At 66.6% G+C, this 24,547-nt stretch carries 38 protein-coding genes; 24 read left to right on the forward strand and 14 right to left on the reverse strand.

Features of this window, described 5'->3' with window-relative positions; genetic code table 11:
- Positions 1-181 precede the first annotated feature (181 nt).
- Positions 182-652 (reverse strand): HNH endonuclease signature motif containing protein, encoded by a 471-nt coding sequence (locus LRS04_RS00175; protein ID WP_257814635.1) that lies wholly within the window; start codon positions 650-652, stop codon positions 182-184.
- Positions 652-891, reverse strand: coding sequence for a helix-turn-helix domain-containing protein (locus LRS04_RS00180; protein ID WP_257814636.1), 240 nt, complete (start codon positions 889-891; stop codon positions 652-654). The genes LRS04_RS00175 and LRS04_RS00180 overlap by 1 nt, the downstream gene beginning before the upstream one ends.
- A 147-nt stretch (positions 892-1,038) precedes the next feature.
- On the opposite strand from LRS04_RS00180, the gene LRS04_RS00185 reads away from it, so the two are divergent.
- Positions 1,039-1,686: a LexA family transcriptional regulator gene (locus tag LRS04_RS00185; protein ID WP_257814637.1), complete on the forward strand. Its 648-nt coding sequence runs from the start codon at positions 1,039-1,041 to the stop codon at positions 1,684-1,686.
- On the opposite strand, the gene LRS04_RS00190 is transcribed toward LRS04_RS00185, so the two are convergent.
- Positions 1,683-2,039 carry a hypothetical protein gene (locus LRS04_RS00190; protein ID WP_257814638.1) on the reverse strand — a complete coding sequence of 119 codons (357 nt, stop codon included), beginning with the start codon at positions 2,037-2,039 and terminating at the stop codon, positions 1,683-1,685. The genes LRS04_RS00185 and LRS04_RS00190 overlap by 4 nt on opposite strands.
- Positions 2,040-2,209: 170 nt before the next feature.
- Here LRS04_RS00190 and LRS04_RS00195 point away from each other — a divergent pair, with 170 nt between their 5' ends.
- From LRS04_RS00195 to LRS04_RS00295, 21 genes are all read left to right on the forward strand, one after another.
- On the forward strand, positions 2,210-2,503 hold the full coding sequence (locus tag LRS04_RS00195) for a hypothetical protein (protein WP_257814639.1): 294 nt from the start codon (positions 2,210-2,212) through the stop codon (positions 2,501-2,503).
- A gap of 3 nt (positions 2,504-2,506) precedes the next feature.
- The gene (locus LRS04_RS00200) at positions 2,507-2,770 is read left to right on the forward strand and encodes a hypothetical protein (protein WP_257814640.1); all 264 of its coding nucleotides are present in this window, start codon (positions 2,507-2,509) and stop codon (positions 2,768-2,770) included.
- 1 nt (position 2,771) lies between these two features.
- The gene (locus LRS04_RS00205; protein ID WP_257814641.1) at positions 2,772-3,167 is read left to right on the forward strand and encodes a hypothetical protein; all 396 of its coding nucleotides are present in this window, start codon (positions 2,772-2,774) and stop codon (positions 3,165-3,167) included.
- Complete coding sequence (locus LRS04_RS00210) at positions 3,167-3,508, forward strand: hypothetical protein (RefSeq protein WP_257814642.1); 342 nt, start codon at positions 3,167-3,169, stop codon at positions 3,506-3,508. The genes LRS04_RS00205 and LRS04_RS00210 overlap by 1 nt, the downstream gene beginning before the upstream one ends.
- The gene (locus LRS04_RS00215) at positions 3,508-3,771 is read left to right on the forward strand and encodes a hypothetical protein (RefSeq protein WP_257814643.1); all 264 of its coding nucleotides are present in this window, start codon (positions 3,508-3,510) and stop codon (positions 3,769-3,771) included. Before LRS04_RS00210 ends, LRS04_RS00215 begins: the two co-directional genes overlap by 1 nt.
- 142 nt (positions 3,772-3,913) lie before the next feature.
- Positions 3,914-4,177 (forward strand): hypothetical protein, encoded by a 264-nt coding sequence (locus LRS04_RS00220; protein ID WP_257814644.1) that lies wholly within the window; start codon positions 3,914-3,916, stop codon positions 4,175-4,177.
- A gap of 2 nt (positions 4,178-4,179) precedes the next feature.
- The gene (locus tag LRS04_RS00225; protein ID WP_257814645.1) at positions 4,180-4,449 is read left to right on the forward strand and encodes a hypothetical protein; all 270 of its coding nucleotides are present in this window, start codon (positions 4,180-4,182) and stop codon (positions 4,447-4,449) included.
- Positions 4,446-5,222 (forward strand): hypothetical protein, encoded by a 777-nt coding sequence (locus LRS04_RS00230; protein WP_257814646.1) that lies wholly within the window; start codon positions 4,446-4,448, stop codon positions 5,220-5,222. Before LRS04_RS00225 ends, LRS04_RS00230 begins: the two co-directional genes overlap by 4 nt.
- Positions 5,223-5,541: 319 nt before the next feature.
- A complete protein-coding gene (locus LRS04_RS00235; protein WP_257814647.1) occupies positions 5,542-6,108 on the forward strand; it encodes a hypothetical protein in 567 nt (188 codons plus the stop codon).
- A gap of 423 nt (positions 6,109-6,531) precedes the next feature.
- Positions 6,532-7,290: a hypothetical protein gene (locus tag LRS04_RS00240; RefSeq protein ID WP_257814648.1), complete on the forward strand. Its 759-nt coding sequence runs from the start codon at positions 6,532-6,534 to the stop codon at positions 7,288-7,290.
- Positions 7,291-7,300: 10 nt separating this feature from the next.
- Positions 7,301-8,044: a hypothetical protein gene (locus LRS04_RS00245; protein WP_257814649.1), complete on the forward strand. Its 744-nt coding sequence runs from the start codon at positions 7,301-7,303 to the stop codon at positions 8,042-8,044.
- Between the two features lie 145 nt (positions 8,045-8,189).
- Entirely contained in the window at positions 8,190-8,516 is a 327-nt protein-coding gene (locus tag LRS04_RS00250) for a hypothetical protein (RefSeq protein WP_257814650.1), read from the forward strand.
- Positions 8,513-8,890, forward strand: coding sequence for an HNH endonuclease (locus LRS04_RS00255; RefSeq protein ID WP_257814651.1), 378 nt, complete (start codon positions 8,513-8,515; stop codon positions 8,888-8,890). Before LRS04_RS00250 ends, LRS04_RS00255 begins: the two co-directional genes overlap by 4 nt.
- Positions 8,887-9,468: a hypothetical protein gene (locus LRS04_RS00260; protein ID WP_257814652.1), complete on the forward strand. Its 582-nt coding sequence runs from the start codon at positions 8,887-8,889 to the stop codon at positions 9,466-9,468. The genes LRS04_RS00255 and LRS04_RS00260 overlap by 4 nt, the downstream gene beginning before the upstream one ends.
- A complete protein-coding gene (locus LRS04_RS00265) occupies positions 9,465-9,863 on the forward strand; it encodes a hypothetical protein (protein ID WP_257814653.1) in 399 nt (132 codons plus the stop codon). The genes LRS04_RS00260 and LRS04_RS00265 overlap by 4 nt, the downstream gene beginning before the upstream one ends.
- A 185-nt stretch (positions 9,864-10,048) precedes the next feature.
- Positions 10,049-10,339 carry a hypothetical protein gene (locus tag LRS04_RS00270; RefSeq protein ID WP_257814654.1) on the forward strand — a complete coding sequence of 97 codons (291 nt, stop codon included), beginning with the start codon at positions 10,049-10,051 and terminating at the stop codon, positions 10,337-10,339.
- Positions 10,340-10,859: 520 nt separating this feature from the next.
- Positions 10,860-11,876, forward strand: coding sequence for a site-specific integrase (locus tag LRS04_RS00275; RefSeq protein ID WP_257814655.1), 1,017 nt, complete (start codon positions 10,860-10,862; stop codon positions 11,874-11,876).
- Between the two features lie 446 nt (positions 11,877-12,322).
- Positions 12,323-12,706 carry a hypothetical protein gene (locus LRS04_RS00280; RefSeq protein ID WP_257814656.1) on the forward strand — a complete coding sequence of 128 codons (384 nt, stop codon included), beginning with the start codon at positions 12,323-12,325 and terminating at the stop codon, positions 12,704-12,706.
- On the forward strand, positions 12,706-12,915 hold the full coding sequence (locus LRS04_RS00285; protein ID WP_257814657.1) for a DUF551 domain-containing protein: 210 nt from the start codon (positions 12,706-12,708) through the stop codon (positions 12,913-12,915). Before LRS04_RS00280 ends, LRS04_RS00285 begins: the two co-directional genes overlap by 1 nt.
- Positions 12,912-13,232 carry a hypothetical protein gene (locus tag LRS04_RS00290; protein WP_257814658.1) on the forward strand — a complete coding sequence of 107 codons (321 nt, stop codon included), beginning with the start codon at positions 12,912-12,914 and terminating at the stop codon, positions 13,230-13,232. Before LRS04_RS00285 ends, LRS04_RS00290 begins: the two co-directional genes overlap by 4 nt.
- On the forward strand, positions 13,229-13,447 hold the full coding sequence (locus tag LRS04_RS00295; RefSeq protein ID WP_257814659.1) for a hypothetical protein: 219 nt from the start codon (positions 13,229-13,231) through the stop codon (positions 13,445-13,447). The genes LRS04_RS00290 and LRS04_RS00295 overlap by 4 nt, the downstream gene beginning before the upstream one ends.
- Before the next feature lie 218 nt (positions 13,448-13,665).
- Here LRS04_RS00295 and LRS04_RS00300 read toward each other — a convergent pair whose 3' ends face one another.
- Entirely contained in the window at positions 13,666-14,028 is a 363-nt protein-coding gene (locus LRS04_RS00300) for a hypothetical protein (RefSeq protein WP_257814660.1), read from the reverse strand.
- A gap of 23 nt (positions 14,029-14,051) precedes the next feature.
- On the opposite strand from LRS04_RS00300, the gene LRS04_RS00305 reads away from it, so the two are divergent.
- Positions 14,052-14,297: a hypothetical protein gene (locus tag LRS04_RS00305; RefSeq protein WP_257814661.1), complete on the forward strand. Its 246-nt coding sequence runs from the start codon at positions 14,052-14,054 to the stop codon at positions 14,295-14,297.
- A 75-nt stretch (positions 14,298-14,372) separates the two neighbouring features.
- Here the strand turns inward: LRS04_RS00305 and LRS04_RS00310 are convergent, their stop codons facing one another.
- Complete coding sequence (locus LRS04_RS00310; RefSeq protein ID WP_257814663.1) at positions 14,373-14,858, reverse strand: lysozyme; 486 nt, start codon at positions 14,856-14,858, stop codon at positions 14,373-14,375.
- Positions 14,859-15,303: 445 nt separating this feature from the next.
- Between LRS04_RS00310 and LRS04_RS00315 the strand changes: the two genes are divergently transcribed.
- Positions 15,304-15,609, forward strand: a complete 306-nt coding sequence (locus LRS04_RS00315; protein WP_257814664.1) for a hypothetical protein — start codon at positions 15,304-15,306, stop codon at positions 15,607-15,609.
- Here LRS04_RS00315 and LRS04_RS00320 read toward each other — a convergent pair whose 3' ends face one another.
- The 9 genes from LRS04_RS00320 to LRS04_RS00360 all read right to left on the reverse strand — a co-directional run bounded on the left by LRS04_RS00320 (position 15,610) and on the right by LRS04_RS00360 (position 24,539).
- Positions 15,610-15,834 carry a hypothetical protein gene (locus tag LRS04_RS00320; RefSeq protein WP_257814665.1) on the reverse strand — a complete coding sequence of 75 codons (225 nt, stop codon included), beginning with the start codon at positions 15,832-15,834 and terminating at the stop codon, positions 15,610-15,612.
- 31 nt (positions 15,835-15,865) lie between these two features.
- Entirely contained in the window at positions 15,866-16,903 is a 1,038-nt protein-coding gene (locus LRS04_RS00325; protein ID WP_257814666.1) for a helix-turn-helix domain-containing protein, read from the reverse strand.
- On the reverse strand, positions 16,903-17,073 hold the full coding sequence (locus LRS04_RS00330) for a hypothetical protein (RefSeq protein WP_257814667.1): 171 nt from the start codon (positions 17,071-17,073) through the stop codon (positions 16,903-16,905). The genes LRS04_RS00325 and LRS04_RS00330 overlap by 1 nt, the downstream gene beginning before the upstream one ends.
- A 1,091-nt stretch (positions 17,074-18,164) precedes the next feature.
- Positions 18,165-18,425 (reverse strand): hypothetical protein, encoded by a 261-nt coding sequence (locus LRS04_RS00335; protein WP_257814668.1) that lies wholly within the window; start codon positions 18,423-18,425, stop codon positions 18,165-18,167.
- 68 nt (positions 18,426-18,493) lie between these two features.
- Positions 18,494-19,528 (reverse strand): hypothetical protein, encoded by a 1,035-nt coding sequence (locus tag LRS04_RS00340; RefSeq protein ID WP_257814669.1) that lies wholly within the window; start codon positions 19,526-19,528, stop codon positions 18,494-18,496.
- Positions 19,529-19,697: 169 nt separating this feature from the next.
- Entirely contained in the window at positions 19,698-21,485 is a 1,788-nt protein-coding gene (locus LRS04_RS00345; RefSeq protein ID WP_257814670.1) for a hypothetical protein, read from the reverse strand.
- A 140-nt stretch (positions 21,486-21,625) separates the two neighbouring features.
- Positions 21,626-22,222, reverse strand: coding sequence for a hypothetical protein (locus tag LRS04_RS00350; RefSeq protein ID WP_257814671.1), 597 nt, complete (start codon positions 22,220-22,222; stop codon positions 21,626-21,628).
- Positions 22,223-22,227: 5 nt separating this feature from the next.
- On the reverse strand, positions 22,228-22,971 hold the full coding sequence (locus LRS04_RS00355; RefSeq protein WP_257814672.1) for a hypothetical protein: 744 nt from the start codon (positions 22,969-22,971) through the stop codon (positions 22,228-22,230).
- Positions 22,971-24,539, reverse strand: a complete 1,569-nt coding sequence (locus LRS04_RS00360) for a hypothetical protein (RefSeq protein WP_257814673.1) — start codon at positions 24,537-24,539, stop codon at positions 22,971-22,973. The genes LRS04_RS00355 and LRS04_RS00360 overlap by 1 nt, the downstream gene beginning before the upstream one ends.
- Positions 24,540-24,547 lie beyond the last annotated feature (8 nt).

Here is a 24,547-nt window from a genome sequence, read left to right on the forward strand (position 1 = left end):
CCGGTGCTTGGCCGCGATGGAAGGCGAGGATGTGGAAACCCGAGTGGCGCTTTGGCGAGCGGCGCTCCGGTACCATCAGCGCGATAGGTTGGAGCGGGCGGCCCGGCTGGAGATCCAGGCCAGCCCGCTCCCGCGCGTTTTGGGGGGAGGAGACGCGCGAACGTGTTCAGTGATGCGGAGGTCATGCAGCCTCCGGGAAGTTGAGGCTGGCGAACTCCCCGTACAGCTCGCGCGCAGCCTTGTCGTATGCGCGCGCCGCCGCCTCGGCGGTTTCGAACTGTCCGAGGTACTGCGAGTTGATTTGCGCCTTGAAGGGCCGCACTCGCGACAGCGGCGTGTGGCAGACGCCGCGGAAGCCGGCCGCGGACCAAACCCGATGCTTGTTGGCGTTGTTCTGGCGGCGCGTTGCTAGTCGGAGATTGCTGCGCCGATTATCGAGGGTGTCGCCGCTGATATGATCGACCACCAAGCCGAGATCGGCATTCAGGATGAGGCGGTGCATCAGCACGTAGGCACAATCCGCGCGGCGACGGGCATAGACAAAGCCCGCCTTCGGCACGACCGCGTGCCACTTCCACTTGTTCAGCCAGTCGAAGTCCTCATCGCCCACGATGGCGACGAAGCCCTTGGTGAGTGGGATTTCGCGCGCCATCAGGCGGCCTTCCGCCGCTTCGGCTTGGCCGTAGCGACCGCGACGATCTGCGCGACCTCGTCGGTCATCAGCTCGGAGAGCGCGACCTTTCCGCCCGACTTCTCGACCAACGTCGCCCAGTGTTTCTGGGGGACGCGGTTGTTGTGTCCGCGCGGCGCGTCGTACGTCCACCGCTGGACAGCGTTGCGAGTGATGCCGAGCTGGTCGGCCACGGCCTTGAAGCCGCCGAGCCGTTCCACGATCTCCGAAGCCGGTGTCATGGTCGAACTATGACGCTTCCTCATAGTTCCGTCAATGACAAAGGCGCAGGAAACTATGATGCATCCGCTATAGGCGACTCCATGCCGGACATAGTTTCTGTCCTACCCATGGATGGGACACAGCCCTTGGGTATCGATCCGGCTTGGCTGAAGGCGGAACTGGCGAAGCCGGGGCGCTCTCAGAGCGCCTTGGCGCGGTTTATGGGTCTGGCGGCCGAGCAGGTGAACCGCATGTGCGCGGGCTCGCGCCGGATACAAGCCGATGAGGCCGACAAGATCCGCGCTTACCTGGCCGCCACCTCCCCAGGCGGCGCGACGATACCGCACATATCGCCTAAGCCGCAGGCCGCCGTAGGGTTACCGATCAAAGGCACCGTAGAGGCGGGGAGCTGGCGGGAAGTGGCGTTTACCGATCTGGAACACGAGCCGGAAACGCTACCTGCGCCAAAATCAGTCGTGGACTCTGGTGCTTTTGCCCTGCGCGTGTCTGGCCCCAGCATGGACCAGCGCTACCCGGACGGCTCCTATGTGATCGTCCAGCCCTGGCACGGCGGCCCGCTGCCCATCGGCAAGCGTGTCGTGGTTGAGAGGGCGCGCCCCGACGGCCTCGTAGAGACGACGGTCAAAGAGCTTGTGGTGAATGGACGGGGCGACCTGGAACTATGGCCCCGGTCCACGCACCCCGCCCATCAGACGCCGATCCCCCACAAGGATCTCGACGGCGTGACCGTGCGGATCGTTGGCACGGTGATGTACTCTTTCCAGCCGGACTAGTTGCAGGTCCGAAGCGCGCCCTTGCCGATGCAGGTCGTGCCATCGGAACTCATGTATGATCCGGTGCTCTCGTTGTAGCGCCACATGTTGCCGCGGCTATCGACGCCGCGCTGGTCGCCGTTCGCCTCGATGGTCGAGCGCCACATTGCCCCGGTGTTCATGTTGCTGCCCCGGATAGACGTCGAGCCGTCCTGGTTGGGGGTCGCCGTGATGCGGTTGCCGGACTGCCAGTCGTAGCTGGTCTTAGGCTGCGCGGGCGCCGGCGGAGAGTATGGCTTGTACGGCTGATAGGGCTTGTAGCCCTGCGCGACCGCCGCGGTCGCCACTGAGGCGAGGAATGCCGCCCCCCACAATCATAGCTTTCATTAAAGCCTCCGCTGTCTGGGGAAGCTTCAGTGTGTCCGCGAACGGCATATGACGTCCTTGGATAATTTGTCATTGACTAGCTATGAGGTTCTGTCATAGTCCTCCCATCGAACGAGGACGCCAGCCGCTGGCTAGCTCCTCTGGATAGGAGCGAGAGATGGGCGCAATTACCAGCCTCCTGATGGATGAAGCCGCGGCGCTTCTCAGAGAAGCCCGGCAGGAACGCGATAGCGCGCGCCAAGAGGCGGCCGATCTTCGCGAGGCGCTGCGTCTGGCGCAGATCACCCCGGAAAGCCTGCTGCGGCGCGTTCGCCTGGACGGCCTGCCCGACAGCGCGCGCCTTCTGGTGAAGGCGCAGAACCCCGCGGACAACCATCACTGGTCGCGCTCGGTCAGCGAAATCATCACGGCTGGCGAAATCCGCGCCGCCCTTTCCAAGGCCGAGGCCTGACCCATGGCCCACGCCCACACCCCCGCCGAGCTGGCCTGCATCCGGGCCTTCCGCGTCCTCGTGGAAGACCAGGGCGTAGAGGCCGCCTCGCCGAAGAAGCCCTTCGTGCTCAAGAGCGCGCTGGACGATCTGCCGGCCGCCTTCGCCGAGATCAACGCGGCGTTCGGGAAGCACCCCCGCTCCGCCACCTACACCGGCCCGCTGGACGGGCTCGCCGACAGCATGGGCGCGGCCCTGGCTCATCGGCTTCGGAATGAGGATCGCTGAGATGGAAGCCTTCACGCTCGATACGAGCGGCTACGTGACGGCCCAGCGGGCCACGAGCGGCGGACCTTTCACCTTCTCGTGGTCCGACCTCACCCCCTTCCAGCAAGGGTACGTGGAGGCGCTGTTTGCGAGCATTGCTGCGAGGGCGACCCGCGAAGCCGGCTGGCGGGATGTGCCGTATGGCTTCCACCACCTCGCCCCCGAGACGCTGGCGCGCATCCTGAAGGACTGCGAGGCGTATCAAGGCCGCTACCTCGCGATGCAGCTCACCGGCAGCGACGCGACCTGGGGGCGCTACTTCTGGGCCGACCGTCAGAACGGCATCTACGCCGACTGGCCTCCCCTCACCGTCACGCTCGGCGACGACGGGTTGATCTACCTGCGTGAGGGCGCGTGATGGAAGCCCCCAAGAAGCCGAGCGAAGTGCTCGAAGCCGCTGCTGCGCTGATCGAGCCGGAAGGGGCTTGGACGACGGGCATTCGCGCGAGGACGGCGACCGGCCTTCCAATCGAACCCGTCGAGCAAGACGCGGTGTGCTGGTGTGCGGTGGGCGCCGTTGAGCGGGTCTCGCCCCAATACGCCTACACGCCGTATGCACACCCAGCGCTGCGCTGGGTCCGCCGCGTCATCCGCTTGGACGAGGTCGGCTACTGGAACGACCGCCCCAACCGCACCCAGGCCGAGGTCGTCGCCGCCCTTCGCCAAGCCGCTGAGCTTGCCCGCGCGGAGGGCCAGTGATGCCCTGCATCGAGATCACCGACGCCGACTTCGACGACCTCCACCACGCCCTCGGGCGGCCGGACCTCAGCACGCTCCGCGAAGGTGAGTGCTACCGGAACTTCTACGCCACCGAGCGCGGCTCCGAGTGGGCCAAGCGCGCGGAGGCTAGCGGCCTCTGGGACCTCATCACCGGCTCCGAGGCGCGGATGGTCACGTACCGGGTCAACGCGGACGGCAAGTCGGCGCTTGAAGACTGGCTGAGCCTCCGGGAGCCGTCCTGATGCTCCCCACCCCCGCCAACCAGAACGAGCCCGAAGCTTCCCCTTCCATCTGGGAGAGGCCGTCGTTTCGGGAACTCGCAAAGCAAATCACCCAGGCCTCTGAGGAAGAGATCGAGGCCTTGATCGAGAGGGAGAGAGCTTGATGGAAGAGGTCAAGCATACATGGGCTGAGCTTTCGAGCGACATGGCGCTGGTCTGCCGGCGAGAGATCAACTCGGAGCAAGGTAACGCGACCGTCTGGATGGTCCTGCTGTCGGACGGACATCTTCTCGACTGCGGGCTGAGCAAGGCGCGCGCCGCGATCCTCGCGACCATGATCAACGAGGCTGGGCCGGAACGCCTGTCTCGAGCCGCCATCGCCAAAGCCTCTCCCCCCGCCCTCTCCAAATCCTCTGAGGAGAAATAGAGATGGTTCATCCCGGAGCCAGCCCAGAAGCGAACGGTGCCGTAGCCCGTTCGCGCGGCGACGCCGAGCCTTCTGCGGCAGGAGAGGAATTCCTTGAGTTCAAGGAAGCACTCGCTGACCTACGCGCGCTCCGCCACGAATACGAGTGCCTGACGGGCGGCGGCCCGGGGTGGGCAGCGCGCAATGCGGCGGCATGGGCGCGCGTGGACGAACTCTTCGCCGACGAAGACGAGGCGGCCTGGGTTCGCCAGCAAGAGGACGCGCACGGATGACCAGGCATATCGGCTGGTACTCGGATGGCATCGCCAGCGCCATTGCTTGCAAGTACCTCCTCAGGGAGGAACCCGAAGCCCTGATCGTTAAGTGCGACACGGGCTCCGAGGACGAAGATAACGCACGGTTTCGGGCAGAGTGTGCGCGCTGGTTCAACCGCGAAATCCTAATCCTTAAGAACCCGGAGTTCGAGGACAACTACGCCGTTTGGACCAAGCGGCGGTACATGAGTGGCATAGCCGGTGCGCCGTGCACCATGGAGCAGAAGGTTACGCCGAGGCTCGCCTTCCAGCAGCCGGGCGACGTGCATGTCTTCGGCTACACCTGGGACAAGCTGGACGTCGCGCGCTTCGAGGCTTTCCAGAAGAACTACCCCGACCTTATCGCCCGCGCGCCGCTGATCGAGCGAGAGATCACCAAGGCGAACTGCCTGGCGATGATGCAGGACACCGGTATTGAGCCGCCGCGCACGTACGCGATGGGTTTCCCGAACGCTAACTGCCTACAGACCGGCTGCGTGAAGGCGACCAGTCCCGACTACTGGGCGCTGTTCCGCAAAGTCTTCCCGGATCGCTTCGCGAAGACCGCGGCGCTCGCACGCGAGCTGAACGTCCGGTTGGTCATCATGGACCGCGAGACGCTTCCAGACGGGCGAGTCCACAACATCCGCGGGTTCATCGACGACATCCCCGCCGACTGGCCGACGCTCAACCCGGTCGCACCCGCTTGCGACTTCCTCTGCCACATCAACGGACAGGACCTGGCAGCATGACGTATTCGCCCCTGACCGATCCTTACCGCCAGTGGGACCCCTACGCCGCCTGTCCACGCTGCGGTTGGGTCGCCGAGTACAACGCGTGCCGTTGCTTGACCGGGCCGGCGCTGCCGCTCGTGCCCAGCCCTCGGAGCTGGGAAATGGGCACGGCGATCCTGCCGACCTGGAGCGAGCATAACCGCTGCTGGGAGCCCACGCGGGAGATCTCACGAACCTTGGAGACCCGAGGGGCAACGGCACCCGAGGGCGCACCGGTGTCTCAACAGCCCCGGGATGAACCCCTTCCTCAAAGCCTTCTGCACAGGGAGAGATCCTGATGAATGTCACCGACCTCGGCTTCACGGCCGACGAACTCCGCACGCTCGTCATCGAGCGCGCCGCCGACAAGCTCTGCGCCGAGGTGCTGGGCGCTGACACGGCCGACTACGCTGAGGAAGCCCTGTCGGCAGTAGACCGCAAGATCAAGGCCCACATCGACGAAGCGATCACGCCGCTTATCGACGCGGCCATCGCCAAGCACGTGGAGCCCTACTTCTCCTCGGAGATCGAGAAGCTCGTCTTTGAAGAGACCAACCGCTGGGGCGAGAAGGTCGGCAAAACGCTGACGTTCCGCGAAATGGTGATCGAGCGCGCCCAAGCCTACATCGAGGAGCCCGTCAGCTACGACGGCAAGGCCAAATCGCAGGACTCGTACAACTGGCGGCCCAACACCACGCGGATCGCCTACGAGGTCGACAAACACATCCAGTACGAAATCTCGGTCGCCCTTAAGGATGCGATCGGAAACCTCAACTCCAGCATCGCGAGCGGTCTCGCCGGCGCGGTGAAGGTCTCACTCGCCCAGGCAGTTGAGGGCGTCAAGGTCGCGGTGACCACCAAGTGACCCGCCTCCCCATCACCCCCAACGCCTCCACCCTCTTCGACGCCATGCAGGCGGATATGAGGTCTGTCGCTTCCACACTGAGCGGAGGCTTCACGACAGCCGGTGGGATTGAACAGGCCCTGGCTGCTCTTACCCGCCTTCAGGATGAAGCCCCGGCTCTCAGGAGAGAGCTAAGGGCTATCCGGGCTGGGATCAGGAGGGTGGCATGAAGGAAATGGTTCCTCCCGTGCCAGTCGTGCGGGGACGCGAAGCCGCGCTCCCACCGACCGCCCAGCCATATGCTCCGGTCGCGCACCGGGTCCAATGCGACCTCTGCGACGGGGTGATGAGCGTCCCCGAACACTGCCTCGCCGAGGGCCGGATCGACGGCCTTCTCACCTGCACCCAATGCATTGAGGACGAGCTGACCGCTCGCGTCTGCCAATGAACAAGCCTGTCGCAAAGCTGGAGCCGGAAAGCGAAGTCTCGCTCGATCCGCTCGCCAAGCTCCGCGATCCGTTCCCCCCCAACCAGGTCAGCAAGCTCCCGAAGGAGACGAAGGCCCAGAAGGAGGAGCGCGAGAAGGACCGATCCAAGGGCATCAACTGCAACATCTGCGGCGGCTGGCACCACAAGAACACCATCCATCTCGACTACGTGGGCCACGCCGCGCTGACGGATCGGCTGCTGGACGTGGATCCGCTGTGGTCGTGGGAGCCGGTGGCGTTCCGCGACGGCCTCCCCGCCTTCGATCAGACCGGGGGTCTCTGGATCAAGCTGACCGTGTGCGGCGTGACCCGGCTCGGCTACGGCCACGCCGCCGGGAAGCCGAACATGGACCCGGGCGCCCGCGAAAAGGAGGTCATCGGCGACGCGCTCCGCAATGCCGCCATGCGCTTCGGGGCCGCCCTGGACCTCTGGCACAAGGGCGATCTGCACGCCCACGAGGAAGAGCCCACGCCGAGCCTGGAGGAGCGCGCCGTCGCGCACCTGAAGGCGTGCGCCATCGACCGGGCGACCTTCAAGGATGGCTGGGAGAAGAACAAGGCCGGCTGGGAGGCCGCGCTGGATCGCGCCGCCTATGCCCGCGTGGTCGCGGAGATGAAGCGGCTGGCCGCCACCCTCCCCGCTGAGCCCGAACCGCCGAAAGAAGAACCGGCGGCCGACGACTTCGGCCTGGCCGACGACGAAATCCCCTTCTGAGGAGCTGACCATGCCGGACGGCGCAACGGCCCCGCTGGGCCACAACAACCCCCCAGACCCCTTCCTCGCGATCAAGGTCCACGTCGATGACCTGATGACTGAGGCCAAGAACTGGTGCGACGGCTCGTCCATCGAGAACCAGAAGCAGGCCGATATGGTCGCCAAGCTGATCGATGACTTCCGCGCCGCCCAGAAGGCCGCGGACGAGGCCCGCAAGGAAGAGGCCCGCCCCTTCGATGAGGGCAAGGCGGCGGTGCAGGAGAAGTACGCGGTTCTGATCGCCGACACAAAGACCGCCAAGGGCGCCATCGTGAAGGCACTGGAGGCGCTGAAGGCGACCCTGACGCCCTGGCTCCAGAAGCTGGAGCGGGAGCGCCGCGAGGCCGAGGAAGCCGCCCGGCGGGAAGCCGAGGAGAAGGCGCGGGCCGCCGCCGAAGCCATGCGGGCGCGGGACGCTTCCAACCTGGAGGACACCGAAGCCGCCGAACTCCTGGTCGCCGATGCGGAAGCCGCCGAGGCCGCCGCCAACGCGCTCGCCAAGGACAAGGCCCACGCGAAGGGCGAAGGCCGCGCCATCGGCCTGCGGAAGTTCTACCGGGCCGAGCTGGTGGATCGGAAGGCCGCCCTCCTCCACTACGCCCAGACGCGCCCCGACGACATCGTGGGTCTGCTCTGCCGCCTCGCCGACGTCGATGTGCGCGAGGGCAAGCGCCAGATCCCCGGCTTCAACGTGGTCGAGGAGACCCGCGTCTAATGCGCCCCGCCCCGATCTGGCGAGAGGGCGAGCTGCGCGAGTGCTGCCGCGCCGTCCTCCGCGTCTGGCCGGGGACCGTCATCACCCTACGCAATCCACCGGGAGAGGAGCGGGGTCAGCCCAACAAGCGCCCGCAACCCCGATAATGTTCATCAGCGACCGCCAAGTGCAGGAGGCCTTCGACGTCCTCCACGACCAGGCGCACGCCAAGGCTCGCGCGGCCTACGAGTACGCGGAGAAGCGGCTGAAGGTGGTTCTGGCGAAGGCTCAGCTCACCGCCAACGGCAAGACCGTGGGCGAGCGGGAGGCCACCGCCCTCACCTCCGACGAATACGAGGCCGCCACCAAGACCTTCCGCATGATCGCCGAGGCCTACTACCTCGAACGCGACCGCCGGGACGCGGCGTCGGCCGTCATCGACGCGTGGCGCACCCAGCAATCCGACATGCGGGCAATGGGGAAGGTCGCTTGAGCCGTACCGTCGAAATCTGGGTCGGCTCCACCGACGATGCCGCGATCCCCACGCGGGTTCGCTTGCGGGTGTTCGAGCGCCATGGCGGGGTCTGCGCCCTCTCCGGCCGTAAGATCATGCCGGGAGACGCGTGGGATCTTGACCACCGCGTGCCGCTCATTCTCGGAGGCCGTCACGCTGAGGACAACCTGCAGCCGGTCCTACGAGACGCCCACCGCGAGAAGACCAAGGCCGACGTGAGCGCCAAGGCCAAGGCCGACCGCATCCGCGCGAAGCACCTGGGCGTGTTCCCACGGGCCAAGCGCCCCCTCCAGAGCCGAGGGTTCGAGAGCGCTCGGGATTTCCCACGAGACAACCGGAGGAAGCGGACGTGAGCGAAGCAACCCCCAACAAACCCGTAGAGGTGGATGTGGCGAAGTTGGTCGAGCGGCTTGAAGCTCGCCCGAAGGTTCACGCCGATTTGGTCGGCGGCATCACCTACAACAGCCACGACGCGCAACTAGACCGCGACATCGCCAAGCTTGTCCGCTCGCTCTCCTCCCGCCTCTCAGAGGTAGAGGGAGAGAATGAGAGGCTTCGCCGCGCGCTGGACCGCTATCGCGAAGGCAGCATCGCAGCGTTCGAGGCCCTGTGCCCGACGTGCCGCGGTGACGCTGAATTGCCTGACTGGGCAAAGGAACGCTCCGCCCTTACCGCCCAGAGAGAAGGTGGTTCATCCGTTGCCCAGATAGGCGGTAGCCCGGCTCAAGAGCCGGTCAAGTCCGATGGGCTCTGCAAGTCGGAAGGGGGCGCGTGGTCGGCCGTCCGGCTCTTCACGCAGCCGACGGCGAGCGGCGGTGGCGCTCACGTCATCGTCTCTGTTGAGCGGCTCGACGGGGCCGAGCGCGAACTCATCCGCGAGTTCGCCGACGTCTCCGACACCATTATTGATCACTGGGCGAGGCTCCCATGAACATCGCGGAAAAGCACGAATTGGAGTGTCTCCGGGCGCGGGTCGCTCAGCTCGACTATCCTTGCTCACCGCACTGCGAAGGCTATTTGCGGGAGTTGTCCTCGCGGAACGTTGCGGGGTTTCTATCCGAGCCTGACGATGCGTGGGCGGAGCGCTTCTGCGCGTATGTGAACTGGTCGCCCGACGGGCAAAACGTCTCGTTCAACGCTGACGGCCCCTTGGCGATTAGCTTCCGTCAGATGGCGAAGAACTACATCAAGGCCGCTCAGGAGGCGTGGGTTTCAACGCGCGTTGAAGCCGCCGCCCCTCCAGCGGAGGGCAGCGCCAGCAGTCCGAGCGAAGCGAGTGCCGGCAATTTTGCTCAAGATGAACTCAAGGCCTCCCCCAATGACTAGCCCCCTTGATCTGGAAAGGCTGGAGGAGATCGCTCGGGCGGCTACTCCGGGGCCTTGGGAAGTTCAGGACGGCTGTTCGTGGCGTCGGATCGGGACGCAAGGACACAGCGGCAACGTGCTGTGCCCGACGAACCACCCCTACGACCGGCACCCGGACCTGGGGGGCTGGCCGCGGCGAAGACGTCATGGCGAATCTTCGCCACATCGCCACCTTCGACCCGCCCACCGTCCTTCGTCTGATCTCCCTCCTCAAGGAGCAAGAAGCAGAGATAGGAAGGCTGAGAGGCCAAGTCGGGGTCCAAGAGGCGTTGTGCGACAGCAACTATCTCGCCGGGCTGAAGCGGGGCTGGAACTACTGCGTCGCGGCCGACCACGCCGGTTACGCGGCCAGCATCAGGAGCCGAGAAGGCACGATCGCCGCGATCAGGGCCGCCCGCTCCGCCTTTACCGCCCAGAGAGAAGGTGGGGAGGGCTGAGATGGTGGAGACCTACCCAGCTTGGATTTGCTGCGATTGCGGCGAACAGTGCGGTTCGCGCATCCCGAAGCTTGCGACCTACCACGAAGGCGAGTGCGGCTGGTGCGGGGCCGAAGGCGTCCCTGTCACCGAGCCTCGCGACTTCGGCTATCCGCCAGCGCCCGGCCTTCCCGTCACGCGCGTCCCCTCCTCCCCGCCCCCCAGCACGAATGGGGGTGGAGGATGAGACAACCTCCGACGCATTGCCTTCGGAGAAGGGAGGATTGCCGTATCCCGGAACACCGGGCGCCACCGATGCGGCGGGAGGGACCTACAGCCTCCCGCGCGGCGACGCCTTGCCTCCATCGAGGCCGCACATGAGTGGGGTCGCCACCCTTTCGCGCCTGGAGGCGTCCCGCTATCTCGGCGTGTCGCTGGCGACGCTTGATCGCCTGCGGGCCTGTGGCGCCATCCCGGCTAGCCAGGTGAGCCCTCGGCTGGTCAAGTACCGGCGCGAAGACCTGGATACCTACCTGATCGAATGCCGGACTACAGCCTCACCAAGATCGGAAACTCGCCCAACTGGTACATCCAGTGGTTCGAGGACGGACATTCGCGACGCGCTTCAACTCGCACGGCAGATCGCGGCGCGGCAGAACAAGTCCTTGCGGCGTTCCGCCTAGTCCGCGCCGACAAGCCCCTATCGGATCTGACCGTTGGGCAGGCGCTGGACTGGTACTGGGACAGCCACGCCAAGAACACCATGCGACCGTCGAACGCCGAACTCGGCATCCGGTATCTGCGCCCCTACCTCGGCGCGCTCCTCGTCTCTGAACTCACCCTCGCCAAGCAACAAGCCTTCGTGGAGGCCCGGCGCAAAGACGGCGCGGGCGAGGAGTCGATCCGCCGGGACCTGTCCGTCCTCTCCGCCGCGCTTCGCCGAGCCGAGAAGTTCAATCGGATCGACCGCGCGCCGCCTGCGCTATCCCTGAGCCCCGCCCCGCCGCGCGAGCGCTGGCTGACGCGGGCCGAGGTCGCCAAGCTGTTCCGCCAGATGCGTAAGCGCCACCGCGGCAAGCGGCACGCCCACGTCCTGCTGTTCACCCGGCTGGCGCTCTACACCAGCGCCCGAACCGGCGCGATCCTGGACCTGACGTGGGACCGGGTGGACTTCGAAGCCGGGCGGATCGACTTCCACAAGCCGGGCCGAAAGCTGACCAGGAAGCGCCGGACGGTCACGCCCATGACCCCGCAGATACGGCGGATGCTGATGCACGCCCACAAGCACAGGCGGTCGGACTTTGTGGTGAGCTGGGCAGGCAAGGGGGTCGATCGCGTGGCGAAGGCGGTCATCGCGCACGCCGAGAAGGCAGGGCTGGAGGACGTCAGCCCCCACGTCCTGCGCCACACCTTCGCGACCTGGGGCGCGCGGAAGGGCGTGCCGATTTGGCTTCTCGGGAAGGCGCTGGGACAGACCGTGGCGTCCACAACCGAGCGATACGCCAAGCACCAGCCGGAGGATTTGGCGCGTGTTCTCGACGCAGTACGGCGCAAGTAGGCGCAAGCGGAGACTATCGAGTTGCGAAAAGTTGTTACCACAGTTGGACTTGACGCCGATGACACCTTATGGCACAACTAAGCATTCGCTGCCTCACGGCGTTGATTTTGCTCGCGCTTTTCTGAGACTAAGTCCGCAGAAGTCGGCGCAAAACCCGTGAACGCAGCGGGAACACAGCGCAACTTGCGCCTTTGAACGGGCGCGGCGCGAGCCGGAGGATGCAAGATGATCCAGAACCCAGCGCACCCCGCGAACCCTCCTGGAGCGGAGGAGCGCGTTCAGCCCGGAAGCCCCGCCTCGGGTGAGGTGAAAGAGCGGGGCAGCGTTGACCGCGAGTGGATGATCAGCCTTCTGCGCTCGATCCCGACCTACGCCACGGATGACTACGACCGCGGCTTCCGTGACGGCGTAGCGCTGTGCATCCTCAAGCTGCGGGAGGCAAAGTGATGAGCGCCTTCGAAGTCGGCAAGCCCGCCCCCTACTACTGCAAGGCCTGTCAGGCTGTTCCGCAGGCAGGGTACTGCAAGATGGCGGGGTGTCCTACGGCTCCTGCGGCCCCGGGCTCACCATCAGCATCGCGGCGCGACGGGGATGACCTAGCGGCCCTGATCCGAGAGGTGCGCGGCTACGCCGTTGCTGGCGGCGCGCTCGACCTGTCAGAGCGCGATGCGCTTCTGGCGCTGACCGCCAGAACAGAGCGCCTGCTTGGAGCGCTGAAGGCGGCCGAAAGCGAGCTCAGCTGGGCACACCTCGGCGGGTCCTCGGTCGAGCGGTTGGCGAATGCGAGCCTTGCCGCGAAAGCCGCTATCGACAACGCGGAGGGGTATTGATGAGCGGCTGGCAGCCTATCGAGACTGCGCCAAGGGATCAGACCGCCTGGGTCCTGCTTTGGAACGGCCACTGGCGCGGCGTCGGCCGCTTCAACCCGCCTTACGCGGATGAAGACGATCCGCTTTGGGTCGATGAGACCACTGAGTTCATCGAACCATCGCCCACGCACTGGATGCCGCTTCCTCCCCCGCCGGAGGGGCTGTCATGACTGCCCGTGCCGCCCTCATCAGCGAAGCCCTACGCCTGGAAGGGAACGCCAAGGCTCTCGATCCAGCATGGGGTGAGAACCAGCCCGACATCAAACGGTGGAGGGCCAGGGCCACGCTCCTGCGCAAGGCCGCCGCCGACATGGACGAAGCCGCCCGCTGCCTTGCGTGGGCTCTGGACCTTCTCGACATCTACGACGAAGGCGCAATCCGCGAAGGCCATTGCGAAACCATCGTGCTCACTGAGCAGCACATCGAGGCGAAGCTGCGTTCCCGCGCTGTGCTCGCCGCCCTCTCAAATGCGGAACCACCCCAATGACCGACCACACCACTATCCCTGCCACGCCTGCTGCAGAACTCGACGCCTACCTGCGCGAGCTTGGCGGATGCAGCGACGGCCACTGCATCATCATCAAGCCCATCGGGATGCACACCAACGGCGGATGCCGGTGCGCGCGCGACGAGATGAAGATGCGACGCGTGGTGTTTGCCTATCGGCGCTACCGCTCCGCGATGGAGCGCGCCGATGTCTGACCACACCACTATCCCTGTAGAGGGAGGATGGAGACCACCTCTTCTTCCTCTCCCCCGAAGCCTCGTTAAGCGCATCGAGGATATCCACGAGCCCCGCCCTTCGCTTGTCGCAGTCGATCCGGGCTTTCTCCAGGTCCACGATCAGGCGTCCTGCGTCTCCGTCTGTGGCGAGGGAGCCGGTCGGCGCATCGCAGGCTTCCCGGTAGATCTGGGGAACCTCAACCTTCAGTGCAGGCCGGTGAGCCTCGCATCCGCTCAAGCTCAGCGCAGACAGTAGAAGAAGGCTCGAACACGTCAGGGGAGCCGGGGTCCTTGCGGATGGCATCGTGGGCCTCGTGGGCTTGCTTTTCGAGGGTTCGGGAGGAGCGGGCGTAGGCGTCGAGGCTTTCGGACGTCGCGCCCTTGATGGCGGCATCGTCCCGCGCGAGTTCGGCCGCCGCCTCGGCCTTCGCGGCCCGGTCGTTGGCGCGGTCGAGCATGAGCCAGAGCCCGGCGAGCGTGATCAGGGCGGCTCCGATCAGGTACGGCGCGACCGGCGCTAGAAGCCTCTGCCACATTAACGATTTCCCTTGCAGATTCAATGGGAGAGTGGGACTCTCCGCACATGATCCAGACCGTCGCCCGACGCATCTACGAGAAGCGCAACGGCGCTGGCTGCACGCCCTGGTCGCGCCTTCCGCGGTCGCATCAGGAGCCCTATCTGGGCGATGCCCGCGCCGCCATCGAGGCCATGCGCGAGCCTACCGAGGCGATGCTGGATGCGTCCGGGCGAGGAAGGCTGCGAGCTCGGATCGATTGGGAGGCGTTCATCGACGCCGCCCTCACCACTCCCCCCGCAGCCACTTCTTAGCCGCCACGACAGCGAACACGATCAAGGCGCAGATCGAGGCCAGCCAGAAGCCGATACCGATGACGACCGCGGTGATCATCCTTCCCTCACCCCTTGCAGGCAGAGTTCACGTTCTGCGGCGCGGCGACGGACAAGGCCGCGAAGCTCCTTCCCGCCGGCCTTCGTCCAGAGCATCAGGGCGTCACAGGCCCCGCGCAGGTCCCCTGCCCTCGCCTTCCGGGCCATGGACGAGCCACAGAACCCACCCACGCCGATGTTGTAGGCCGTGGCGGTGAAGGCGGCCCGGGTCTTGTTCGGAAGCTTCTCAGGCAGGCAGGCGGCTATATCTATGCCGTGCTTAACGGCGTCTTCGGCCAATAGCTCGGCGCACTTCTCTGGCGAGTAGCGCTTGCCGAGAACGCCGCGCTCCATGTGACCGTAGCAGATAGTCTCGAACGCGCCGGGAGCAGGATCTCGGTAGCCGACCGGCTCGTAACCTTCGAAGTGAGCGATCACCGGGACAGCAATCGCCGCCGCAGCGAGAATTGCGGCGACTTTGGCAGCGGGTCCTTTTACTTGCATATCGCGAGCGTTCCCCTTTTACCCCTACGCCGTCGTGGTATAATTGCGCATGGCAAAGAACCCCCGACTGATTGATCTGTCCGGGCGCTCATTTGGGCGCTGGGTCGTGTTGGCGAAGGCCGGAAACAAGCCCCGGGGCGCGGCGCTGTGGCTCTGCCGTTGTGAGTGTGGCGTCGAGAGAGCAGTGCTCGGCGGAGATCTCCGCTCGGGAAGGTCCGCTAGCTGCGGCTGCGCGAACCGGAAGCGGCTGGGCGACCTTCGGAGGTCACACGGCCAGACAGGTCAGCGCATCTACCGGGCCTGGCAGAATATGCGTAGGAGGTGTGGGGACCCGCGCAACCCGCGTTACCCGAGCTACGGAGGGCGCGGGATTACCGTCTGTGCGGCTTGGAGCAAGTTTGAACCGTTCCGCGATTGGGCGCTGGCGAACGGTTATGGAGACACCTTGAGCATTGAGCGCATCGACGTGGACGGGAATTACACCCCGGAAAACTGCGCGTGGGCCGATGCGAAGACACAATCCAGAAACCGCCGCTTCGTGAGGAAGACGCCGGATGGCGTGGCGTGGTCAGCGGTGGCGGAAGCCCACGGCATTCCCGGGCGCGTCCTCATCAATCGGATTAATTCCGGCGGCTGGCCCCCGGAAATGGCCGCTACATGGCCCCTCGGCAAGCGCCGGCCGTCAGCGCAGAACGCGAGAGATGACGCGGGCCGCTTCGTGGCGCGGGAACAGCACTACTGGCGGCGATAGCTATTCATCCTGCCGGGTCCGCGGCGAACGGGAACGCTTGGCCTCCTTGTGAGCCTCCCACGCCTTCCACAGCCTGAACCCGCTCTCAGCAGCCAGGAACACGGTGTAGATGGCCGAGGCCACAGCCGCGACCGCTCCGACGATGGTGTGCAGGTAGGCCATGGAAACGCCCACGCCTCCGGCAAGCGGAAGCAGGCGCGCAAGGCCGGTGGCGAGCGCTCTCATGTGTCCTCGCGTATAGACGTGTGATGACGGGCTAGGCGGCCTTCTTCCGGCGCAGGAAGGCCAGGTAGTCGGCCCCCGCCTCCGGCTCGTAGAAGTGCTTCACCAGCTCAGGGTCGGTGTCCGGCCGGCGGGGGTCGATGACCAGGGCCAGCGCCGGGGATGTGTGCCGGTCCAGCAGACCCAGCGTGTCGGCGTAGTCGTCGTGGATTTTGAACGAGGCGAGCTGATAGACGAACGTGTACTTGCCGGTCACCGGGTCGCGCTCGACGCTCTCGCCCGAGACGTGGGTGTGGCCGCCCAGCAGGATCGTATCTCGCACGCCCAGGCGGGCCGCCTTCTTCAGCGCATGGACTTCCGACCACTGCGACCGGCCCGGCCACGAGTGGCGGCCGTGAACGGTGATCTCCCGGCCGGAGGGGCAGCGGTAGCGGACGCGGAGCGAGTTGTTCCGGTGCAGCACGCCATGCTGTTCCATGAGCATCGCCAGCACATCGGAGTGGCCTGACCATGCGTCGTGGTTGCCGCCGATGGAACAGTCGAGGTCGGGGCCGATCTGATCGAGGTAGTGTTGCAGGAGTATCCAGCCCTCGGGCGCCGCGGTCTCCGCGTTGCCGTAGAGGTGGGCCAGCGGCTTCACCCAGTTGTCCAGGACGTCGCCCATGGACCAGCCGGTGATCCGCTTGGAGCGGTCCAGCACGGCGATCCAGCGCTCGAACAGGTTCAGGTCCGTGCCGGAGTTGTCGAGGCGTTCGTCGCCCAGCGGGACCAGCATGAACGGCGTGTCGTCGGGCAGATGGATGACGTTGCCGTTGTGGCGCAAGGAGCGGTCCAGGCGCTCGAACTCGGCCTTGCGGGCGGCGACGATCTCAGCGCCGGGCCGCCAGCGTGACGGCGTGGACTCGACGGTCAGGCGCTTTGTCAGCCCCCTCTCCTCCGCGACCCTGATGCGGTTCTGCATCGTCGTTCGGCTGACGCCGGCCTTGCGGGCGGCGGCCATGATCGAGCCTTCGGTGACGACGAGGCGGATAGCCTCGTTCAGCTCCGCATCTGTGTGGGGGCGCTGGGGCATCAGCCTTCGACCTCTTGCGGCGCCTCATAGAGGCCGGGGATGGGCTTGCGTTTGGTGGGGCGCTTCGGCCAAGGGCGCAGGCCGTTGGCGGGGTCGGCCACGTAGGCGCGGCGCGCGTCGAGATACCGACGCTGGAGCAGCCGAGCGACCGCCGGGAGTGCGTTGTCCATCATGGCGGATCGACTCGCTTTTGGACTAATCGTTGTTGCGAATGCTCGGGGGCAGTGGCATCATCGGGGTTCCATTTCTTGGCTCAACTGAGTCAATCTTGGAGACCGCCATGTAGACCGCAGCGCGGGGCGCGCAGCACCTTGATTTAGCGAGGCGGCGCTTTGAGCCGGGCACCCGGCGCGCCGCCTTTTTGCTGCCTAGGCCACCACCTCGCCATTCGGCCCGAGGCACGGCACGCCCGGATAGCAATTCTTGATCGAAGACGACCAGCCGTGACGCCGTTCAGGCGGGCTCACATACCTATCCAGCTTGAGCGCCGGAAAGCTCCTCGGAACAGACCTGTACTCAAACGGAGCTGTGCAGGTCACCATGAGGAACGCGCACGGTGTTACGCGGATGACAGCGATAGCGTGTTCCGCTATTGTTCTGGGCATGCCAAACCCCGTCGAAATGATTGGTCGGCGCTTTGGGAGGCTCACCGTGACGGCGGACGCCGGACACGCTGTGGGCACGACGCGCCCCGTGCGAATGTTCACCGCCGTCTGCGACTGCGGGCGGTCAGTGGTGGTGTCAGGGATGCAGTTGCGCGATAAGCGCCGGACCCTGAAGAGCTGCGGCTGCGCGCGAGGTGATGCGCGCCGCAAACACGGCCACATTAGAGGCCGGCGGAAGTCCTCTACCTATGCGATCTGGTGCACAATGAAGGCGCGCTGCCAGAACCCAGCCTCCCGAGGATTTCGGTTCTACGGAGCGCGGGGCACCAAGGTGTGCGAGCGGTGGATGTCCTTCGACGCTTTTCTGGCGGATATGGGGGAGCGCCCCCCAGGGATGTCGCTGGATCGGATCGATCCTTGGGGAGACTACACCCCGGAGAACTGTCGCTGGGCGACAATTCTGGAGCAGGCGAACAACAAGCGGGCCGGTCCAGCGACCCGCGCCGGCAGTTTTGCCGAGTTGGCGCGGCAGCATGGTGTCGGGGCAACCGGCCTGCGACGGCGCGTGCGGCTCGGCCAGACGGTTGAAGAGGCGATTGCAGGCCTAAAGGCCGGGACAAGGAGACCGCGCCGCTGGTGGAAACGGCCACCCGAGGCTAACGACCAGCGGACGCATGGACCGGAGCCTTGATTTCGTCGTTCCGCCCGTTCCAGAGCTGAACCCCCATCCAGCCTACTAGGGCGATCAGGAGCCCCAGCAGCCAGCGGTTCTGCCAGGTCGCGCCTGACTTCAGTTCCCCCAACGTGTCGTTGATCGCCCGGTACCGCTCTGCGCACAGTTCCTCGTGACTTTCGATCTTCTGGTGTGCGCTGTCGGCGCGTGCGAGCGCGCTCGCCGCGGAGGGGCGTTCAGTCATTCGGTAGCGCTCGCGCTGGAGGGTGGAGTGAGGCGGCGGCGCGCCTGCGTGTGCACCGCCGGGTCTGGCTACTCGCCGTAGCCGTAAAGCGGCGTCACCCGGTACGCGCCCGTGATGGTCGAGCTGACGAGATACAGGCGGACGTGCGTCGCTCGCCCGTAACCCCCCAGCCCGAACGCGCTTCCCATCTGCGTCTCCGGCGCGGTCCCGCCGTTCAAGAGTGCGTCGAGCGTCCAGGCGAGCCGGGTGGCGGAGGCCCCACTGTCAGGGGTGATGATCCGGAGACGAAGCATCCCGGGCTTGTTGGTCGCCGTCTCGGGCGAAACGCCGATGTCGATGAAGGCGTCCGGCGAACCCCCACCAGCCGCCGTGAAATTGGTGTGGTAGATGATCCCCTGATAGTCCGACGCGCCGCTCTTGTAGCTCAGGCCGCCGTCATAGCTGAGAAGCGCGCGAACATTCCCGGTCGTGGCCCCGAGGTACAGGTCGAAGACGTCGATGTCCCAGGCCCGGACGCCATCCACATTCTCGGTGAGCGGGATATCGACCTGCGAGGCGGCGGAGAAGGTGGTCGCTTCGGTGTAAACGACGCCGGTCAGCTTCTTGCCGCGCTCCTTCAGGGCGCCCGTGGAGCTGACCGTTGCGAAGTCCAGCTCCAGCGCGTCGCCCTGGGTCCCCGCCCAGCCGCCGATCCGCCCTTCCCCGCCGGTGTCATCGCCGGTCGGATCGCCGAACTCGACGTTCGGCATACCGCCCGTGTCGGCGTTGACCGAGAACCGCCCGTTGGCGCCGAAGTCGCGCTCGATGTCGCCGGAGTTGTCGCCGACAAAGACCGAATCCTCGAAGCTCTGGCCGGACAGCACGTTGTTGCTGGCGTCGAGGAAGGCCCCATCAACCGCCGTGCCCTCGGCGGCATAGATCATCGGAAGCCAGCCGTTGGAGGCGGCGACGACCGGGTTGGTGAGCGGAGTGGTCAGGCCGGCGTCGGAGAAGACCGGCGTCAGGTTCGTCGTGCCGGCATCGTAGAGCCGGAGTTTGCCGCCCGAGATGACGGCGTTGGCGGAGTCGGTGACGCGCAGCGGCGTCCGCGTGAATGCGGCCAAGGGCGGACCTCACATGCTGGATTTTGCGCGCGCTGTAGGCGCGGCTGTGGTATGCGTTAGGGGATGCGCGACCCCAACGTGATCGACGCCAAGTTCAAGGTTGTCCGACGCCCCCGGCATGAGCGGGGCATCTGGTTCGACTGGCGAAACTTCCTGTTGGTCGGCGGACTTAGCGCCGCCGCGGCTCTTCGGCTGCTGCTGGGCGACTCGCCGTAGCGCCTGCGATGGCGCCGACGCCGATGGCGTTCCGCAGCGACAAGAACTCCTGCCGCTCGCGGGGAGCCAGCCGGGCCGCAATCGCCTGAATGGCCGCGTCGGTCTGGTTGGGATCGACCGCCATCATGGCGAGTTCCCGCGCCTGCTGCTCCGACAACCCGCGGCCCCGCCACATGTCGATCGCACGCGCGGCAAGGCCGATCACATCGCCCGAAAGGCCCTGACGCACCGCCCCAACCGTCTGCTGCGCCTGGTTGCCGACGTCGTTGGCGAGGACGGCGGTTCGCGACCCCGCGTTTGGCTGCACGAACTGGGCGTTCCGGGCCTGAGCGACCCGCGCGCCCACCTCGTTCAGGAACCGATCCGCCCCGTCCCCAAACGCCGCGCTCAGGTTCTGCCGGGCGTACTGCGAGGAGGTGAGCTGATCCAGAGCGCCGAAGCTGTTCTCGCGTTGCTTTCCGAGCGTGTCCAGGATCTGCTGGCGGATGGCGACGCGGTTGGCTTCCTGCGCTTCAGGCGGAAGGCTCCGAACCCACGCGGCGTAGTCTCGAGGGTCGGTGGAGAGCGGGTCCAGGCGGTTCTCGCCGCGGGCGACCTCGATGGCGCGCGATTGGTTGCGATAGGTCTCCCGGGCCGGGCGCAGGCCCTCGACGCCCTCTAGCGTCTGGTCGAGCTGGTCGCGCCGGGCGAGCGCGCCCCGGGCTCGGTTGTTGTTGCCACGCCGCGCGAAGGCGGCTCCCCGCTCCCGGGCGGCAATGACGAGGCGGTCAATCGTTCCGGCCGAGACGCGCGGGATCGGGCCAACGCCGCCGCGGTCGGGCATTTGCAGGAGCCGGTCAAGTTCGACTTGGCGGCCCCAGTCCTGGTTTTCAATGGCGTCGGCGCGGGCGCGGGCGATGATGCTGCGGCCAGCGCTGTCCGACAGCATGTCGAGCACCGTATCCGGCACCTCGATCTGGTCAGCGTCGAACTGGCCGTAGTTCTCTGCCGCCTGCTGACCGCGCACTCGCTCCATGTCGTCGGCGTATTGGTTGGCCGAGCGCTGGTCCGGCGTCAGGCGCCGGGCGGCGGCCATCGACGCGGGCTTGGCATCAGCCGAGCGCGTAGAGGCATTGGCCGTCAGGGCTTCGCCCGCCTCCTCGCCCTTCACGCCAACGGCGCGGATCATGCGGCGCCCGCGCTCGCCGGCCACATCGACCAGCGTCGGCTCGACGCCAGCCGCGCGCATCTCCTCCGCGCGCTGACGCATCGCCGGAACGTCCGGCTTGGCGCGGGTGGCGAAGGTCTCCGCTGGCGTCGGGGGCGCACGGCGAGCCGGGACGCGCACGCTCGCAACCGCGCTGCCGGCCAGCCCGCCGACAACACGCGCAGCGGTCTCGCCGCGGGGGCCGGCTCCAGCCTCACGCGCCACCTGACCCGCCGTTTCCGACGCGATGGCGGGGGCGAACACGTTCACCGCGCGCTGGGCCGCTCCGCCAGGAGCCAAGGCGTTCGGGACATTCTGGCCGATGGTCCGCAGGTACTCTTCTTCCTTGGTCTGCGGCTTGGGCGCCCCACGCTGCGCAGCCTCGGCGAACCCGGAGAACGGGTTGCCCGTCACCCGCGTCGGCAGCTTGCCCTTCAGGACATCCGCGGCGATGGCGGCATCCTCGAACATGGCGAGGCTGCTCGCGAACGGGTTCGCGGTCATGACCATATCGGCGAGGCCAGCGACACCCTCGGCCACGCCGCCGCCGAACACCTTGGCTTTGTCGGCGAAGGTGCGCTTCGGCTTCGGGCGCGACGCGTAGTGTTCCTGCGCGCCTCGGATCGCGGTCGCCTGGTCCCGCGCCTCGACCTTGATGATCGAGCCGTCCGGCGCTTGGACTTTGAAGACGGGCATTACGGGACGATCTTCCAGCCAGCGCCTTCGGTCTTCGGGCCCGGGGCGGGCCGCTTTTCCGAGGCTTGCTTCTGCCGCCAGTAGGTCTGGAACGCCTCCTCGGCCCCCTTGAGCGTGCCCCTCTCCTGGGCGTAGCGGTCGAGGAAGTAGGCGCGCTGCTGCCGCTTGGTCGTCAGCGACTGCATGTCCTTGACGATGCCCTGGTTGGCCGTGCCCATCCGCGAGGTGGAGGGGATCGCCTTGAGGAACAGGGCGAGGTCGCGGTCAGAGGTGGTGCCGGAGCCGGGAACCCGCTGCGCAGGCGCCATGCGCGCCGTCAGGGCGTCCATCTGGGCGATCTCGGGACGGAAGATGCCCATGACTTCCGACGCACCCGGGACCGCGTACACGGGGCCGGTCGAGGCCTTCTTGTTCAGCTCAAGGAAGCGGGTCGCCTGGTCCGTGATGTCGGCGAAGACGTTGGCGGACTCGCGCGCTTCCTTGAGCTGGATCTCCTCTTGCTGCGTGAGCCTGCCGACCGGCGCCCACTGACCACCGCGGTAGATGAGCTTCTGGCCGGTCTTCGGGTTCGTGGCGGTTTGGCCTTCGCGATACATGGGCGCTAGTCCAGAATGAAGCCGGGGGGAAGTTTGGCGGTCGGCGAGGACGCACCGCGGCCGGTGGCCCTGGCCCCTGCGGCGCGGCGCTCGGCGAGGTTGCCGGCGGCGACGCTTTCGCGGGCTCGGTTGCTCCGCTTCGTCTCTTCGAACTGGGCGTCGGCGCGGGCGTTGTCCTGCTGGCGGTCGAGCTGGGCGATCAGATCCTTCACGCCCAGCGATTCATTGATCAGGCCCTGAACCGCGCCCGGCGCCGTGTAGTCGAACTTCGCCGGGTCGATACCGCGCGCCTGGAGCTGAGCGTCGATGCGCGGCTTGGCGGCGGCGATCTGCTCCGGCGTTGCGTCCTTGTAGGCGTACAGGATCGCGGCGGCGGTGTCGGTGATCTCGGCGACCTGCGCCCGCTGGGCCTTGTCCATCTCCATCAGGCTCTTGGCGAGGTCGAACTCCCCGACCTGCGCCGCCTTCTGCGCCGCGACGCCCGGTCCCTTGGTCTGGGTGACGACGTTCACGAGGCCCTGGCGATCCTTGGTCTCGCGCTCCTCGCGGCGCTTGCGCACGGCTTCCGCCGAGCGCATGTCCCCGATGCGCAGGAACTCTTGCTCAGCGGCGGCGGGGTCCGTGGCGAAGAGGTTCGCCGCCCGACGCCGGGCGTTTTCCTCCGCCCGCTCACGCCCCAACTCCTGTCCCGCCGGGAAGTCGGCGAAGACGTTGCGCTGCTGAAGCCCGCCCCAGTTTATGCCGTCCATCAGTACATCCTCCCGCCGTAGTACATGCCGGCGGCCTGCGCGACCTGACCGGCCGCGTTGGTGAAGTTGTTCGCATTCGCGATGGCGGCGTTCGCCGTGGTGTTGGCCCGGTTGTTGTTGTTGGCGATCGTGTTCTGGGCATAGACGTTGCCCGCGCTCGCCGTGCCGGCCGCCGCGTTCTGGCCGATGTTGGTCAGGTTGAACATGTCGGCGGTCTGCTGGTCGTAGCGCTGGGTCTGGTAGCCGCGGTCGGTATCGAACACGTTGTCCGAGCGGTTCACGCCCCAGCGGTAGGCGTCCGTTGCGTAGTTCCGGTCGAGGTTAAAGTTGGTGTTCGCGAAGTCGCGCTGGTCGGCCCACAGGTTGGTGCCGTAGGAGCGGTCAGACTCGAAGTTGTTGTTTAGGTTGTTCCGGTCGCTTTCGAAGACGCTGCGCCCATACCCGCGGTCGGACTCGAAATTGTCGTTCAGATTGTTCCGGTCGTTCTCGAAGACGTTCCGCCCATAGGTGCGGTCGCTCGCGAAGTTGTTGTTCAGATTGTTGCGGTCGCTTTCGAAGACGTTGCGCGAGAAGCCGCGATCCGTGTTGAACTGCGCCTGATCCGCCGAGTATCGGCGCATCGCACGGTCGAAGGCGGCCTGGAACTCCTGCGAGGCGGCTTCCTGGGCGTAGTTGTTGAACGCCTTGAGCGCCCCGCCCGACTTCAGGAGGCCGCGCGCGCCGTAGCCCTGGTTGACGCCCCGCATCCCCTCCTTGAGGCGGAACTGATAGCCGGGGTCGGCTTGGATGTTGTTCGGGTCGAAGTAGGAGCTGAACGACGGCGCCGATTGATCGAACGTGAAGTCCGGCTGGTCTGGGCGGACGAACTCGGGCGCAACGCCTTGGTCGGGCCTGACAAACTCCGGCGAAACGCCTTGATCCGGGCGCGTGTAGTCCGGCGGCGGCTGGGTCCCCGGGCGCTCGAACGTCGGCGCAGGCTGCGCGTCGGGGCGCGTCGCCGTCATGAGGTCAGTCGGGGTCCCACCGGCACCGGTCTGGGCCGGCGGCGGGGCGTTCGGGTCGGCCGGAGTCGTCGGCTGTGCCGGCGTGGACTGGGTCTGCGGGAGTTGCCGCCCCTCGTTCTGCCCATAGGTCTGGTAGTGCCACTGGGCGAAGGTTTCCGGGCTTTGGAGGCCGTGCTGGCGGAAGGCCGGGCTGTTCGGGTCAGCCTTGGCGCTCTCCTCCTGGAACTCCCGCATGACGTCGGGGTTCGCCTGGAGGTAGGCGTTCCAGTCGGGCCCGCTGGGCGAAGCCGTCGAGCCACCGCCGGTGGCCGGGCCGCCACCCGTTGCGGGCGCCGCAGTCGGGCCAAGGACGCGCGTGCCGAGTTGAGAGACCGCCGCGCTCCCGACATCGCGGTAAGGCGACAGGTCGGAGCGCGTCTGGTTGTAGATCTCCCGATTGACCTGCGCGTTCGCGTTGGCAGCGCTCTCCGCCGCGTCGGAGGCGCGGTTCGTCGCCGAGCGGTTGATGAGCGCAGAGCCGACCGCGCTGGCCGCGACTGCGGCAGCGACCCAAGGAAAAACCATGCGTAGAG

Origin of the sequence: Phenylobacterium sp. J367 (assembly GCF_024699985.1) — a bacterium.
In the GTDB taxonomy this organism is placed as follows: Bacteria; Pseudomonadota; Alphaproteobacteria; order Caulobacterales; family Caulobacteraceae; genus Phenylobacterium.